The organism is Sphingomonas sp. (assembly GCF_035490575.1).
In the GTDB taxonomy this organism is placed as follows: Bacteria; Pseudomonadota; Alphaproteobacteria; order Sphingomonadales; family Sphingomonadaceae; genus Sphingomonas.
On the sequence record NZ_DATJLI010000010.1, the window covers coordinates 1 to 13,580 of the forward strand.

Here is a 13,580-nt window from a genome sequence, read left to right on the forward strand (position 1 = left end):
AAACGCCGGATGGCGCGCCCGTGCCGACGCCGGCGATGATCCTGACCGCCGAGCATGTCGGCACCGAAAGCCGCATCCGCATCGCCCCGATCGCGCAGCGCCGTCGCACGCTGATCGACGCGGTGTTGGGCGAGGATGGCAGTTACCGCGTCACGCTGACCCCCGATGGCGCGGGGCTGCTGCCCTTTACCGGCCTGCCCGCCGGGGTTTCGGTGGAAAGCCAATTCTGATCGGGGCGGGCGGCACCAATCGTGGCTGTTGATCGTTGCCCTGTCGAACCGAGTTGCCCGGACCGTCCATGCCCCGATTTCGTCCCGTTCCGCTGATCCTTGCCGCGCTGGCGCTTGGCGCGTGCGAACGGCGGCCCGATGACGTGCCCGTGGTCGTCAGCACCGTCGGCCCGCCGGGCGTGCCGTCGCTGCCCGCGCGTCCGGGCAACCCGCTCGACCTGCCGGACGCGATGCTGACCGCCGCGACGGCGCAGGGGCTGGTGGGCTTCGACGCGGCGGGACAGGTGGAACCGGGGCTGGCCGAGCGCTGGATCATCATCGACGGGGGCCGCAGCTACATCTTTCGCCTGCGCGAGGCCGAATGGGGCAATGGCGAGCGCGTGACCGCGCGCGCGGTCGTCCGTGGCTTGCGCCGGGCGATCGCCAATCCGCGCAATCCGCTGGCGCCGCATCTGTCGGCTATCGACGAAGTGGTCGAAATGACGCCCCTGGTCATCGAAGTCCGCCTGTCTCGGCCCCGGCCCGACCTGTTGCCGCTGTTCGCCCGGCCCGAACTGGCGGTGCCGGGACCGGAGGGTGGCAGCGGCCCGTTTCGGATCGCCGAGCGCGGTCGCTCGGACCTGTTGCTGCGCCCGGTGCTCGACAATATCGACCCTGAGGATGCCGAAGCGCCGATCGACCCCGCCCGGCTGGTGCGCCTGCGCGCCGAACGCGCGGCCAGCGCCATCCTGCGGTTTCGCGCGCGCGAATCGGACATGGTCACGGGCGGTGGGCTGGACGACTGGCCGCTGGTCCTTTTGGCGGATGTTCCGCGCCCCAACCGCCGTATCGATCCCGCGCATGGCCTGTTCGGCCTGCGCGTGGCGCGGCGGCAGGGCTTTCTGGAAACGGCGGCGGGCCGGGAAGCCGTGGCGATGGCGTTCGACCGCACGGCGATGACGCGCAGCATTGCGGAGCAATGGGCGCCCAGCGAAACGATCCTTCCAGGCCAGCTCGATTCGGCGGCGGCGCCCGCGCGCGCATCATGGTTGTCCTTCGACCTTGATGCGCGGCGCACGGCGGCACAGGTGCGCGTGGCCGAATGGCGCGCCGCCAATGGTGGACAGCCGCCCCGGCTGACCATCGCCATGCCCGATGGACCGGGGTCGAAGCGGCTGGCGGCGGCGCTGATCGCCGACCTGGCCAGCATCGGCGTGCTTGCCCGGCGCGTCGCCGCCGATGCGCCCGCCGACCTGCGCCTGGTCGACCGGGTGGCTCCGTATGACAGCGCGCGCTGGTATCTTCGCAACGCCTGTCAGCCCTGCGCCGCGTCGATCGCTGCCCGGCTGGATCGCGCGCGCGCGGCCACCGACCTGACCGAGCGCAGCCGCCTGCTGGCCCAGGCCGATGCGATGCTGGCACGCGACGTTGCGTTCATTCCGCTGGCGCACCCGCTGCGATGGTCGCTGGTCGCGCTGCGGCTGCGGGAATGGCAGGGCAATTCGCGGGCGTGGCATCCATTGAATCACCTGCGCGCCGCGCCCAATTAAGACATATCATGGCCCGCACCACCCGCATCGATCCTTCGTTCTTCGACCGCCTCCCCCTCAAGCGCGAACCCGCCGCCGTGCGCGCGCGGGTAGAGGGGCTGGAGAAGCTGATGGAACGGATCGTCGTCATTCCCGGTATCAACCGCCCGGTGGGCCTCGACGCACTGCTGGGCCTGCTGCCCGTCGGCGGCAGCTTCATCGGCGCGGCGTTCGGCGCCTATATGATGTGGGAAGCGCGTAACCTGAACATGTCACGCACCACGCTGGCGCGCATGGCGGGGAATGTCGGCGTCGACTGGGCGCTTGGCCTGATTCCGGGCATCGGCATCGTGCCCGATTTCTTCTTCCGGTCAAACACCCGCAACCTTCGGCTGATCCGCCGGCATCTGGACAAGCATCACCCCGGCACAGCGACGCTGATCGGCTGACTTCCGCCCTGCGGCCTTGTGTATTGCAACGGCAATACACCCGTGTCATGCTTGCCCGATACAGGAGGGTCAGCCATGTATAGCGAATCCGATCTCGATGCCGCTGTCAGCGCGGGTGCCATCAGCCCGGCGGCGGCCGCGGCGCTGCGCGCGCATGTCGCGGCACAGCGGCATGCACCGGCTGTCGACGAAGAACATTTCCGGCTGTTGACGGGCTTCAACGACATTTTCGTCGCGGTGGCGCTGGCACTGCTGCTGGCCGCAATCGCCCAGATCGGCGTGTCGATCACGCCGGCGATGGGCGGGATCGGCGTCGCGGGCGCCGCATGGTTGCTGGCCGAATATTTCACGCGGCGACGGCGGATGGCATTGCCGAGCATCCTGCTGCTCGTCACGTTCGTCGGCGGCGCCGTTTCCGCGCCGGTCGGCGCGCTGGCGACGATCCAGCCCGATCTCAGCGATCAGGTGAACGCCGCCATCCTTTCGGTCTGTGGGCTGGTCGGGGTCGGCGCTGCGTGGTTGCACTGGCGGCGATTCATGGTGCCGATCACCGTGGCAGCGGGGACGCTGGCACTGACCGGCGCGGTTGTGGCGGTCGCGTTCAGCATCTGGCCACAACTCGGCGACATGGCGCTGCCGCTGGTGCTGGCGGCGGGCATCGCGACCTTTGCGCTGGCGATGCGCTGGGACATGTCCGACCGGACGCGCACAACCCGCGCCAGCGATGTGGCGTTCTGGCTGCACCTGGCCGCGGCGCCGTTGATCGCCCACCCGATGTTCCACCTGCTCGGCGTGTTTGAGGGGCCGGTCGGGCCGGGCATCGCGGCCGTCGTGCTTGCGCTTTACCTTGGCTTCGCCGTTGTCGCGCTGGCGGTCGACCGGCGCGCCTTGCTGGTGTCCAGCCTGGCTTATGTGTTGTTCGCGCTCTATCAGCTTTTGCGAAGCGCGGGCGCGGTCGAACTGGGCGCAGCGTTTACCGGGCTGGTCATCGGATCGGCGCTGTTGACGCTTTCGGCCTTCTGGCAGCCGATGCGCCGGCGCGTGCTGGCCATGATCGGGCACGACATGGCCATGCGCCTGCCGCCAGCGACCGCGTAATCAATCGACCAGCTTCACCAGCCGGCGTTCGAGTGGCGCCAGAACGCCGGCCAGTTCATGCCCGCGTTTCAGCACCGCACCCGATTCGTTGACCAGCGCCCACATGCCCTGGCGCTGGCGCAGCGCCGGGCGCTTTTCGATCCGCACTTCGGGACGCTCGGCGGCGCGGCGAAACGCGGCAAAGATCGCGGCCTCGCGACCCAGTTCGATCGCGTAATCGCGCCAATGGCCCGCCGCGACCATCCGGCCATACAGGTCGAGAATGCGCGTCAACTCAAGCCGGTCAAAACCGATCTGCGGTTCGCGCCGGGTCGAAAGGGGAACGACCTCGCCCGTCACGCGCGGTTGCGCCGCTCCGCCTCTTCGGCGAGCAGGCTGTCGAGCTGCCTGCGGATCGCCTCGATCTCGCAGCGCAGCACCTCGACCTTCTGCGCGGCGGGGTCGGACAAGTCGCTGCACGGCGTGCCATAGGGCATGAAGCGCTTCTGATAGGTTTCCGCCTCGACCAATGTCGACTTGGCCGGGATGCCGACCATCGTCGCGCCTTCCGGCACATCCTTGGTCACGACGGCATTCGCGCCGACGCGCGCGCGCGCGCCGACGGTGATGGGACCCAGCACCTGCGCGCCCGAACCGATGATCGATCCGTCGAGCAGGGTCGGGTGACGCTTGCCCGCGACGCCATTGTCCGGGCTGGTCCCGCCCAGCGTCACGCACTGGTAAATGGTCACGTCGTTACCGATCACGGCGGTTTCGCCGATCACGGTGAAGCCGTGGTCGATGAAGAAATTGCGGCCGATCGTGGCGCCGGGATGAATATCGATCGCCGTCATCCAGCGCGACCAATGATTGACCGCGCGCGCGGCAAAGAACCAGCCGCGCCGATACAGCGCGTTGGCGACCCGGTGATACCCAAGCGCCCAAACCCCCGGATACAAAAGGATTTCGGCGCGTGATCGCGGCGCGGGATCACGCGCGCGAATCGAATCGAGATAGACGTTGAGCGCCTTCAACATTGTGCGTCCCCTGGCACCAAGCCCGTAATCTAGTAGGCGCCGCCGCGCATTCCAAGGATTGCCCCGGCCCCGCGTTCGCATGCGCGCAAAACACGCGATTGACAGGGTGCGGCGTTTCATATCCTATTGGTCGAATAGGAAAAGGGATCGCGGATGTTTCAGGGGATCGAGCTTGCCGAAATGCTGCCCTATGTCGCGGTCGGGCTGGTCGCCCAGATCATCGACGGGGCGCTGGGCATGGCGTTCGGGGTAATTTCCAGCACGCTGCTGGTGGCGGTGATCGGCGTGCCTCCGGCAACGGCGTCGGCGGGCGTGCATCTGGTCGAATGCTGCACGACGGGCGTGTCGGGCATCAGCCATGCGCTCCACCGCAACATCAACTGGCGCCTGTTTTTCCGGCTGCTGATCCCCGGCGTTATTGGGGGCGTGACGGGGGCATATCTGTTGACCTCGATCGACGCATCGGCGACGCGGCCCGTGGTGATGACCTATCTGGCGCTGGTCGGCTTCTATCTGCTCTGGCGGGGCATCCGCTATCCGCCACAGCGCGAACGCGAGCCGAAGGTGGTCGAGCCGCTGGGGCTGCTCGGCGGATTTCTCGACGCGGCGGGCGGCGGCGGCTGGGGTCCGGTGGTCACATCCAACCTGCTGGTTCAGGGCGCGACCCCGCGCACGACGATCGGCACGGTCAATTCGGTCGAATTTTTCCTGACAGTCTCGATCTCGATCACATTCCTGATCGGCATCGGATCGCGCGGGTTCGGTCCCGATTTCTGGCATCCGGTGCTGGGCCTGCTGGTGGGCGGCGTGATCGCCGCGCCGTTTGGGGCGCTGGTAGCCAAACGCGTGCCGACCAAGGCGTTGCTGGTCATGGTCGGCATGGTGCTGAGCGCGACCAGCCTGTTCAGCATCTGGCGCTTTTTTGCATGACGGCCGGGGCCGGCGGCACGCGCCGGTCCCGGCTCTTGCGTCACAGCGTGGCGTGAATGGTCGCCAGCGCCTTCATCACCGATGCGATCCGCACCGAATCCTGGATGTTCGATGCCGACATCTCGGCCTTTTTCAGCACCCGCTCATGCGCGTCGATGCACATGCCGCACCCGTTCATGGCGCTGACCGCCAGGCTGAACAGTTCGAAATCCACCTTGTCGATGCCCGGCGCGCCGATGACGTTCATCCGCAGCTTGGCCGGCATGGTGCGATATTCCTCGTTCCCGGCCAAGTGCGTGAAGCGGTAATAGACGTTGTTCATCGCCATCACCGCCGCTGCCGCGCGTGCGGCTGTCGCGGCTTCCGCCGACAGCTTGGGCGTGCATTCAGCCTCCGCTGCTTCGACCAGCGGCTTGTATCCGGTGCCGTGCGCGCAGGCCAGGATGGTGCCGAACTTGCGCTGATCGTTCAGCCCCGCTTCGTTCAGAAGCGAACCGACATTCAGGCGAATGTCCTTGGCATAATCGGGCAGCGACTGGGCGAAATCCTTGAGAGACATGGAAAACTCCTGAAAGCATGAGAAACGGGCACGAAAAAGGGCGCGCGGGGAATGCCCACGCGCCCTTCGTCGGTTCGATGGATCAGGCCGCGACCTGGAGGACGTCGTCGCCCTTGTTCCAGTTGCACGGGCACAGTTCGTCGGTCTGCAACGCGTCGAGCACGCGCAGCGTCTCCGCCGGGTTGCGGCCGACGTTCAGGCCGTTGACCTGCACCGCCTGAATGACATTGTCGGGGTCGATGATGAACGTGGCGCGGAATGCGACATGCTCATTCTTGTCGACGATACCCAGCGCGTCGGCCAGCACGCGGCCATTGTCCGCGATCCAGGGGAAATCGGCCTTCGCCAGATCGGGGTCCGACTTGCGCCATGCCAGGTGCACGTGCGCGGTGTCGGTCGACGCGCCGATCAGCACCGCGTCACGATCTTCGAAATCGCCCTTCAATTCGCTGTAGCCGACGATTTCGGTCGGGCAGACGAACGTGAAGTCCTTGGGCCAGTAGAACAAAACTTTCCACTTGCCGGGAAAGGCATCGTGGCTGAGGGTTTCACCGGCGGGCAGGGCGTCGATGCCCTGCTGGACGGGAACGGTGAATTCGGGGAGCTTGTCGCCGACGGTCAGCATGTGTGCCTCCTGTTGAGTGAACCGGGCGCATGATGCGCCGCGGCATCATTGCGTTGCGCTGCACATAAACAATGTCCCCGGTCTGTTCCAACCGATGATTCCGCGCCTATTGATCGACGCAGCCGATCAACGCACATAGTGGGCATGACCACTTACCTGCCCACGCTCAAGCAGCTGCAATATCTGGTCGCCCTGCGCGAAGCGGGGCATTTCGGGCGCGCGGCGGAGGCGTGTTTCGTCACCCAATCCACGCTTTCGGCCGGAATCCGGGAACTTGAGACGCTGATCGGCGTCACGCTGGTCGAGCGCACACGACGAGTCGTGCGCTTCACACCGCTGGGTGAACGTATCGCCGACAAGGCGCGCAAGGTGCTGCGCGAAGCCGATGAGCTTGGCGAACTGGCGCGTGCGGCGGGCCGGCCCCTGACCGGGGAAATGCGGATGAGCGTCATTCCGACGATCGCGCCGTTCCTTCTGCCGCGAATCCTGCCGCAGTTGCGAAGCGAATATCCCGACCTGAAACTCTATCTGCGTGAGGAACCGACCGGCCCGGCGTGCGAGGCGCTTCAGAACGGACGCACCGACTGCGTGCTGCTGGCGCTCCCCTATGCGTGCGGCGATGTCGAGATCGAGCCGCTGTTCGAGGACCGGCTGTTCGTCGCCTTTCCCGACGGCGATACGCTGCCCGGCAGCGGCCCGGTCATGGCCGAGGATATCGACGAGACCCGGCTGCTGTTGCTGGAGGACGGCCACTGCCTGCGCGATCATGCGCTGGCGGTGTGCGCCAACCCCGAATTGCGCGGACAGGCAGCGATGCTGGGCACCTCGCTGCACACCATCGTCCAAATGGTCGAAAACGGACTGGGCGTGACGATGCTGCCTGAAATGGCGATCGGTGCCGGTATCCTGCGCGGCACGCATATCGACGCGCGGCCGATCGACGCCGCGCGCGCCGCGCGGCGGATCGCGCTGGTGTGGCGCCGCGCGTCCCCGCGTGAGCGCGATTTCCGCTTGTTGGCCGAGGTTTTGCGCGCCGCCGCCGGCGCGGTTGAGCACCCGGCCCAAGGACGGTAGGAACCGGGGCGATGCTGGGGCGTAATCCCACTGCGCGTCGTGTCGCTCCCCCTCCCCCGCCGCGACGCGCACCCCGGTTTCCTGTTTCACGCGTATTTTTCACATGTCCTTGTAAGTTTTGATTGGAGAAGCTGATGCTCAATCTGTCCATTCTCGCTCTGGCCGGCATGGCCGCCACGTCGAGCCTGGCGATCGCTCAGACCACCCCTGCGCCCGCGACCCCTGCGCCCGCCACGCAGCCCGGCACGACCGCGACGACGCCGCAGTCGAACACCGCACCGCCCAGCGCGACCGCGCCCGGAGTGTCGCCCGGCACGACACGGGCGGCGCCCGACCAGACCGCGACACCCGGCGCTCCGGCCGCAGCCACGGCGGCACAGACCCCCGGCAGCGCGACGACGACGCAGACGATCGTCGATGCCGCCACGAGCAATCCCGACCTGTCGACGCTGGTCAGCGCGGTGCAGGCCGCCGATCTGGGCGCCACGCTGTCGGGTCCGGGTCCGTTCACCGTGTTCGCGCCCGCCAACGAGGCGTTCACGCGCCTTGCCCCCGGCACGCTCGACACGCTGCTCAAGCCGGAAAACAAGCCGACGCTGACTAAGGTGCTGACCTATCACGTCGTGCCGGGCAAGGTGACGCTTGAGCAACTGCGCGAACAGATCAAGGCTGGCGGTGGCAAGGCCACGCTGACCACGGTCGAGGGCAGCCCGCTGACGGTCGCCGAAGAAGGCGCGGCGATTGCGCTGACCGACACCAGCGGCAACAAGAGCTATGTCGCCAAGCCCGATGTCGCCGCGTCGAACGGCGTTGTGCATGTCGTCAATGGCGTCGTCGTGCCGCAACTGGCACCAGCGACGGATTCCGCCGCTTCGTAATCGCTCGCGTGTCACTACGGAGCGAGGGGGCGTCGCGGTTCGCGGCGCCCCTTTTTCCATGCGCGGATCAGGTCCAGTCGGCCGCCTTTTGCACATCCGTTGTCCGCGCCTCGACCCACCGTTCGCCTTGCCCGGTCGCTTCGCGTTTCCAGAAGGGCGCATCGGTCTTGAGCCGGTCGATGCAATAGGCGCAGGCGGCCAACGCGTCGCTGCGATGGGCGGCAGCGGTGGCGACGAACACGATGCGGTCGCCCGGCACCATCCGTCCGACACGGTGGCGGATCGTCAACGCCATCAGCGGCCAGCGCGCGGCTGCGGCCTTGCCGATCGCCGTCAACGCCGCCTCGGTCATGCCGGGATAATGCTCCAGCGTCAGCGCCTGGACGCCGTCATCGGCGCGCACGCGTCCGGTGAAACTGGCGACCCCGCCCGCGCCGTCGACCTCCACGCCGGTGAAAGCGGCAAGCAGATCGATCGGCGCATCAGACACCCGAACGTCGATCATCCGCCCGTCACCGGCGGGAAAATCGCGATCTCCCGCGCCCCGACGATCGGTGCATCGCCATCGACAAATTGCTGATCGACGGCAAAGCGCAACCGCTGGCGTTCGGCCAATGCCGATGCGTGCGCGTCGCTCTGACCCGAAAGCCATTCGACCAGCGCTGCCATCGTCGTGACATCGGCGGGCGGCTCGATGCGCTCGGCGCCACTGCCGACGGCTTCACGCACCCAGGCGAAATAGAGAATGTCGATCGCCATCAACTGTCCATATGCCGCAGGCCGACGCGCAGATAGTCCCACCCCGTCACCAGCGTCAGTCCCGCCGCGCCCCACAGGGACGCAAGGCCGACCAGCTTCACGAAACCCCATCCCGGCAACGCGCCGGCCAGGATCAGCGCGCCCAGCGACACCAGTTGCAGCGTCGTCTTCCATTTGGCCAATTGCGACACCGGCATCGACACGCGCAGCCCGCCCAGAAACTCGCGCAGTCCCGACACCATGATCTCCCGCAGCAGGATAATCATCGCGGCGATGACGTGCACCCCGGCGATATCCTGCGTGCCGACCAGCATCAGGATGACCGCGGCGACCATGATCTTGTCGGCAATGGGGTCCAGAAACACGCCCAGTTTGGAAACGGTCCCTTGCGACCGCGCCAGATAACCGTCGAGATAATCGGTGAAACCGACCACGCAGTAGAGTACGAACGCCACCGCATAGCCCGCTTCCCAACTGGGCCACCATAACAGGCCGACCAGCAGCGGCACGGCGAAAATACGCGACAGCGTCAGGATGTTGGGCAGGGTCAGCATCGCCGCACCCCTATCACCGCCGGGCGCGCGGCGCCACGCCTTGAGCGCGCCGATGCAAGCGGCTACAGGCATGGCTCGTCGCTTGCGTTCCCAACAAGGCCCGTTTCCCGCATGATTAACGCGCTCGGATTGCTCAAGGAGCGCCGCTTCCTGCCCCTGTTCGTCACGCAGTTCCTGGGGGCCTTCAACGACAATCTGTTCAAGACCGCGATGGTGCTGTTCGCCACCTATCAGGTGTTCAACGATCCCGCCGTTGAATCCAATTTCAACGCGCTGGCGACCGGCCTGTCGCTGATCCCGTTTTTCCTGTTGTCGGCGCTGTCAGGGCAACTGGCCGACAGTTACGACAAGGCGCGGATCATCCGGCTGGTGAAACTGGCCGAGATCTTCATCATGATGTTTGGCGCCGCGGGGCTGCTCATCGCAAAGCATGGGCACACCACGCCGGGTGTCGTCATGATGCTCGGCTCGGTCCTGCTGCTCGGCGTGCATTCGACCTTTTTCGGGCCGATCAAATACGCGATCCTGCCACAGCATCTGGACGACGATCAGGTGCTGGGCGGCACCGGCCTCGTCGAGGCGGGCACCTATCTGTCGATCCTGCTGGGCACCGTCGTCGCCGGGTGGATCAGTGTCGAGGCGGCGGCCGGGCTGGTCATCATCGTCGCGTGCGTCGGCCTGCTGGCCGGCCGGCAAGTGCCGCCGGCGCCGCGCATGGGACCGATGCTGGCGATCAACTGGAACCCGTTTACCGCATCATGGCACCTGATCCGCCAAACCATGCACATCAAGCGGCTGTTCCTGGCGATTTGCGCGATCAGCTTTTTCTGGACGATCGGCGCGGTGCTGATCGTCGTGTTCCCGCCGCTGGCCAAGAATGTGCTGACCGCCGACGAACGCGTCGCCAGCCTGATGATCGCGATCTTCTCGGTCGGGGTCGCGATCGGATCGATCATCATCAATTCAATGCTGAAATCGCATATTTCGGCGAAACATGCCCCCGCATCGGTCATCGGCATGGCGGTGTGCGTCGTCGCCTTCTCGATCGAGGCGCGGTTCTGGCAACCCGCCGCGCCGGGGATGCTTTACGGCATCTGGGATTTCATCAGCCACCCGCAATCGCTGATCGTGCTGGGCACATTGATGGCGATCGCGATCACCGGCGGCATGTTCGTCGTGCCGCTCTATGCCTTTCTGACGACCACGGTGACCAAGGACCAGACCGCGCGCACAGTGGCGGCGAACAATGTCGTCAATGCGGGGGCGATGACGATCGGCGCACTCGCCGTCATCGCCATCACCGCGATGGGCGTCGGCCCCGCCGACATGCTGTTGCTGGTCGCGGCGATGTGCCTGGTGGCGGCGTGGATCGCCCGCGCCCTGCACCGCGCCTGCGACTGAGCCGCGATCAGGCGATCAGCGTATAAAAGCAGACGAAAAATGCCGAGAAGCTGAGCAGGAACAGCTTTACGTCGCTGTCCTCGGCCCGCTTGCGGTTGGCGACACGATCGGCGCGCGTCAGGCGAAGCTGGCGGCGCAGCGGATGGCTTGAAAGGGTAAGCTGTTCTCGCATGGCGCATCGTTAACGCGCCGTTTACGATTTGGCTCAAGCCGGAATTGCCGCCCGCGTCCCGCCATGGGACGCAGGCAGGCGCATGGTCACTCCCACCAATAGGGCATACGCCGCGCAGTCCCCGTCTCGACCTCGTTCATGGTGCGCGCGTCATATAGCCGGCCGCCCAGCATCACGCGGGCGATCTTGTCCGAATTGCGGATATCGGTGCTGGGATCGGCGTCCAGCACGACCAGATCGGCCAGCTTGCCCGCCTCCAGGCTGCCGATGTCGCGCGCCATGCCCAGCGACTTGGCGGCTTCGATCGTGCCCGCGCCCAGTGCCTCGACCGGGGTCATGCCGCCGCGCACGAACGACCACAGTTCCCAATGTGAGCCGATGCCCGCCTGCTGCCCGTGCGCGCCGATCGACACCAGCCGCCCTGCCTTGGCGATGCGATGTGCCTCGCGCGCATTGTCGTCGTCGACGAAATTGCTTTCAGGCGCCTTGGTCACGCGCGCGGTGGCGGCAAGCAGTTCGTCGCGCGGCGTGTGCACCAGCAGCGGGTTTTCCCAGACATTGGTCGCCTGCCGCCAATAGGGATCGCCCGCCAGCCCACCATAGCTGACCACCAAGGTCGGCGTGTAATTGGTGTCCGATTGGCCGAACATCTGGATCACGTCCGCGTAGAATTTCTCCACCGGAATGTTGTGCTCCAGCGTGGAGTTGCCGTCGGCGATCAGGTTCATGTCCATGCCGAACAGCGAACCGCCCTCCGCCACGACCTGCATCCCCTCCGCCCGCGCGGCGGCGACGACCATCTGGCGCTGTTCGCGGCGCGGCTGGTTGTAGTTCTTCACCGAATGCGCGCCCTGCGCCTTCAGACGGCGAACATGGTCCAGCGCGTCCTGATAACTGTCGATCCGCGCATAGACATCCGCCGCGCGCGCACCATAGATGATCTCACCCGTCGAATAGATGCGCGGGCCGGTCAGCAATCCGGCACGCTGCATTTCCGACGCAACGAAGATTTCGCTCGCCGATGATGACGGATCGTGGATCGTCGTCGTGCCCAGTGCCAGATTTTGCAGCAGCGACCAGTTCTGTTGCGGCACGACTTCATCGTCGCCCTGCGGTCCATGCGCGTGCGCGTCGACCAGGCCGGGGATGATCGTCTTGCCCGCCACGTCGATCACCTTCGCACCGGCCGGAACCTGCGTTGTCGCGCGCGGGCCGACGGCAACGATGCGGTCGCCGCGAATGACGATCACGCCATCATCGACAATGCCGCCATCGGCCGATGCCATGGTGACGATCCGCGCGCCGGCCAGCGCGACGGTGGCGGCCGGCACATCGGCCTCCACCGGCATCGACAGGTCGAGGCCGGTGGTGGGTGCCACGAATTTCGGCGCATCCTCACCCATCGGCGCATCGGGGAACAGCCGCGCGCGCTCGGCGGTGAACAGCGTCGGTCCCATCGACCAGTGAACGCGCTCGCCATCGGTCGACCAGTGGACATAGGTCGCGCCGTTGCCGCTGATACGCACGGCGGGCAGCGCCTTCATGTCCGGCGCCACTTCCACGCTCTGGTTGCCGGGCAGCAGCGGCACGACGAATGCCTCGTAATTCTGGATGAACGCCGCCGCCCGGCCATCGGGCGCGACGGAGAAATTGGTGGCCAGTTCGCCGACGAAATGGGTCTGCTTGGCCCCACCCGACAGGTCGGTCGACAACAGCACCTGCTTGCCGTCATCCTCGCCCACCATGAACAGCCGGTCGCTGGATGCGCCGAATTGCGGCTGGGCCATGCCCTTTGCCACCAGCACCGGCGCGCCGCCGGTCGCCGCCACGCGGTAAACGCCGGGATCGCTGGCAAAGGCGGGCAGCGTCACGCCGCGATTGCCCTTGGCCTCGAACACGATGGTCTTGCCGTCGGGTGAGAAACGCGGGCGCGCATAATGGCCCGCGCGGCTGGTGATCGCCTTGGCCGTGCCGCCGCTGGCGGCGACGCTCATCAACCGGCCCGCGCCCGCATCGGTCCAGTCGACATAAGCGATGGTGCGGCCATCGGGCGACCAGGCGGGAAACAGCTCCCGCCCCTCGCCGCCGCGCGTCAGGCGGCGGGCGGTGCCCCCGGCGGCGGGCTTGATATACAGCTTGCCCAGTGTCTCGAACACGACCTGCCGCCCGTCGGGCGACACGGTTGCAAAGCGCGGCATCCTGGTCGTGAAGTCGACCTGACCCACCGGAATTTGGGGATGCGGCGCCATGGCGACGGCGCGGGTGTCGCGCACGCGGAACGGGATCTGCCGCGCCTCACCGCTTTCGACATTCACGCGGTTCAGCTT

General features: G+C 66.6%; 16 protein-coding genes and 1 pseudogene. 8 read left to right on the forward strand and 9 right to left on the reverse strand.

Annotated features, from left to right (window positions below):
- The 4 genes and pseudogenes from VL973_RS00550 to VL973_RS00565 form a co-directional block, all read left to right on the forward strand.
- A pseudogene (locus tag VL973_RS00550) lies at positions 1-230 on the forward strand (hypothetical protein); the annotation flags it as partial.
- A gap of 68 nt (positions 231-298) precedes the next feature.
- Positions 299-1,759 (forward strand): ABC transporter substrate-binding protein, encoded by a 1,461-nt coding sequence (locus VL973_RS00555; protein ID WP_325282087.1) that lies wholly within the window; start codon positions 299-301, stop codon positions 1,757-1,759.
- Positions 1,760-1,767: 8 nt separating this feature from the next.
- Positions 1,768-2,187 (forward strand): DUF4112 domain-containing protein, encoded by a 420-nt coding sequence (locus VL973_RS00560; RefSeq protein ID WP_325282088.1) that lies wholly within the window; start codon positions 1,768-1,770, stop codon positions 2,185-2,187.
- A gap of 75 nt (positions 2,188-2,262) precedes the next feature.
- Positions 2,263-3,285: a hypothetical protein gene (locus VL973_RS00565; protein WP_325282089.1), complete on the forward strand. Its 1,023-nt coding sequence runs from the start codon at positions 2,263-2,265 to the stop codon at positions 3,283-3,285.
- Here VL973_RS00565 and VL973_RS00570 read toward each other — a convergent pair whose 3' ends face one another.
- Both VL973_RS00570 and epsC read right to left on the reverse strand, forming a co-directional pair.
- On the reverse strand, positions 3,286-3,624 hold the full coding sequence (locus VL973_RS00570) for a DUF2794 domain-containing protein (protein ID WP_325282090.1): 339 nt from the start codon (positions 3,622-3,624) through the stop codon (positions 3,286-3,288).
- Positions 3,621-4,301 (reverse strand): serine O-acetyltransferase EpsC, encoded by a 681-nt coding sequence (epsC, locus tag VL973_RS00575; protein WP_325282091.1) that lies wholly within the window; start codon positions 4,299-4,301, stop codon positions 3,621-3,623. The genes VL973_RS00570 and epsC overlap by 4 nt, the downstream gene beginning before the upstream one ends.
- A 153-nt stretch (positions 4,302-4,454) precedes the next feature.
- Here epsC and VL973_RS00580 point away from each other — a divergent pair, with 153 nt between their 5' ends.
- Positions 4,455-5,231 (forward strand): sulfite exporter TauE/SafE family protein, encoded by a 777-nt coding sequence (locus VL973_RS00580; RefSeq protein ID WP_325282092.1) that lies wholly within the window; start codon positions 4,455-4,457, stop codon positions 5,229-5,231.
- A gap of 40 nt (positions 5,232-5,271) precedes the next feature.
- On the opposite strand, the gene ahpD is transcribed toward VL973_RS00580, so the two are convergent.
- Together ahpD and VL973_RS00590 are read right to left on the reverse strand one after the other, a co-directional pair.
- Positions 5,272-5,790: an alkylhydroperoxidase, AhpD family gene (gene ahpD, locus VL973_RS00585; protein WP_325282093.1), complete on the reverse strand. Its 519-nt coding sequence runs from the start codon at positions 5,788-5,790 to the stop codon at positions 5,272-5,274.
- 82 nt (positions 5,791-5,872) lie between these two features.
- A complete protein-coding gene (locus VL973_RS00590) occupies positions 5,873-6,415 on the reverse strand; it encodes a peroxiredoxin (RefSeq protein WP_325282094.1) in 543 nt (180 codons plus the stop codon).
- Positions 6,416-6,559: 144 nt separating this feature from the next.
- Between VL973_RS00590 and VL973_RS00595 the strand changes: the two genes are divergently transcribed.
- Positions 6,560-7,489, forward strand: coding sequence for a hydrogen peroxide-inducible genes activator (locus VL973_RS00595; RefSeq protein ID WP_325282095.1), 930 nt, complete (start codon positions 6,560-6,562; stop codon positions 7,487-7,489).
- 134 nt (positions 7,490-7,623) lie between these two features.
- Entirely contained in the window at positions 7,624-8,367 is a 744-nt protein-coding gene (locus VL973_RS00600) for a fasciclin domain-containing protein (protein WP_325282096.1), read from the forward strand.
- Positions 8,368-8,434: 67 nt separating this feature from the next.
- On the opposite strand, the gene VL973_RS00605 is transcribed toward VL973_RS00600, so the two are convergent.
- Genes VL973_RS00605 through pgsA form a run of 3 tightly spaced genes read right to left on the reverse strand, consistent with a single transcriptional unit; the run spans position 8,435 to position 9,680 of the window.
- The gene (locus tag VL973_RS00605) at positions 8,435-8,872 is read right to left on the reverse strand and encodes a molybdenum cofactor biosynthesis protein MoaE (protein ID WP_325282097.1); all 438 of its coding nucleotides are present in this window, start codon (positions 8,870-8,872) and stop codon (positions 8,435-8,437) included.
- Positions 8,869-9,126, reverse strand: coding sequence for a molybdopterin converting factor subunit 1 (gene moaD / locus VL973_RS00610; RefSeq protein WP_325282098.1), 258 nt, complete (start codon positions 9,124-9,126; stop codon positions 8,869-8,871). Before moaD ends, VL973_RS00605 begins: the two co-directional genes overlap by 4 nt.
- Positions 9,126-9,680 (reverse strand): CDP-diacylglycerol--glycerol-3-phosphate 3-phosphatidyltransferase, encoded by a 555-nt coding sequence (gene pgsA / locus VL973_RS00615; RefSeq protein ID WP_325282102.1) that lies wholly within the window; start codon positions 9,678-9,680, stop codon positions 9,126-9,128. Before pgsA ends, moaD begins: the two co-directional genes overlap by 1 nt.
- A 111-nt stretch (positions 9,681-9,791) precedes the next feature.
- Between pgsA and VL973_RS00620 the strand changes: the two genes are divergently transcribed.
- Positions 9,792-11,081, forward strand: a complete 1,290-nt coding sequence (locus tag VL973_RS00620) for an MFS transporter (protein ID WP_325282099.1) — start codon at positions 9,792-9,794, stop codon at positions 11,079-11,081.
- A 7-nt stretch (positions 11,082-11,088) separates the two neighbouring features.
- Here the strand turns inward: VL973_RS00620 and VL973_RS00625 are convergent, their stop codons facing one another.
- Together VL973_RS00625 and VL973_RS00630 are read right to left on the reverse strand one after the other, a co-directional pair.
- A complete protein-coding gene (locus VL973_RS00625; protein ID WP_325282100.1) occupies positions 11,089-11,253 on the reverse strand; it encodes a hypothetical protein in 165 nt (54 codons plus the stop codon).
- Positions 11,254-11,339: 86 nt separating this feature from the next.
- A partial coding sequence (locus VL973_RS00630) for an amidohydrolase family protein (protein ID WP_325282101.1) occupies positions 11,340-13,580 on the reverse strand: 2,241 nt, incomplete at its 5' end.

What these genes read in the sequence shown, in the direction of transcription:
- VL973_RS00580 (WP_325282092.1), top strand. Translation starts at nt 4,455, where the DNA reads ATGTTTCAGGGGATCGAGCTTGCCGAAATGCTGCCCTATGTCGCGGTC.
- pgsA (WP_325282102.1), bottom strand. Translation starts at nt 9,680, where the DNA reads ATGCTGACCCTGCCCAACATCCTGACGCTGTCGCGTATTTTCGCCGTG.
- VL973_RS00595 (WP_325282095.1), top strand. Translation starts at nt 6,560, where the DNA reads ATGACCACTTACCTGCCCACGCTCAAGCAGCTGCAATATCTGGTCGCC.
- VL973_RS00605 (WP_325282097.1), bottom strand. Translation starts at nt 8,872, where the DNA reads ATGATCGACGTTCGGGTGTCTGATGCGCCGATCGATCTGCTTGCCGCT.
- VL973_RS00590 (WP_325282094.1), bottom strand. Translation starts at nt 6,415, where the DNA reads ATGCTGACCGTCGGCGACAAGCTCCCCGAATTCACCGTTCCCGTCCAG.
- epsC (WP_325282091.1), bottom strand. Translation starts at nt 4,301, where the DNA reads ATGTTGAAGGCGCTCAACGTCTATCTCGATTCGATTCGCGCGCGTGAT.
- VL973_RS00555 (WP_325282087.1), top strand. Translation starts at nt 299, where the DNA reads ATGCCCCGATTTCGTCCCGTTCCGCTGATCCTTGCCGCGCTGGCGCTT.
- ahpD (WP_325282093.1), bottom strand. Translation starts at nt 5,790, where the DNA reads ATGTCTCTCAAGGATTTCGCCCAGTCGCTGCCCGATTATGCCAAGGAC.
- VL973_RS00560 (WP_325282088.1), top strand. Translation starts at nt 1,768, where the DNA reads ATGGCCCGCACCACCCGCATCGATCCTTCGTTCTTCGACCGCCTCCCC.
- VL973_RS00600 (WP_325282096.1), top strand. Translation starts at nt 7,624, where the DNA reads ATGCTCAATCTGTCCATTCTCGCTCTGGCCGGCATGGCCGCCACGTCG.
- VL973_RS00620 (WP_325282099.1), top strand. Translation starts at nt 9,792, where the DNA reads ATGATTAACGCGCTCGGATTGCTCAAGGAGCGCCGCTTCCTGCCCCTG.
- moaD (WP_325282098.1), bottom strand. Translation starts at nt 9,126, where the DNA reads ATGGCGATCGACATTCTCTATTTCGCCTGGGTGCGTGAAGCCGTCGGC.
- VL973_RS00565 (WP_325282089.1), top strand. Translation starts at nt 2,263, where the DNA reads ATGTATAGCGAATCCGATCTCGATGCCGCTGTCAGCGCGGGTGCCATC.
- VL973_RS00625 (WP_325282100.1), bottom strand. Translation starts at nt 11,253, where the DNA reads ATGCGAGAACAGCTTACCCTTTCAAGCCATCCGCTGCGCCGCCAGCTT.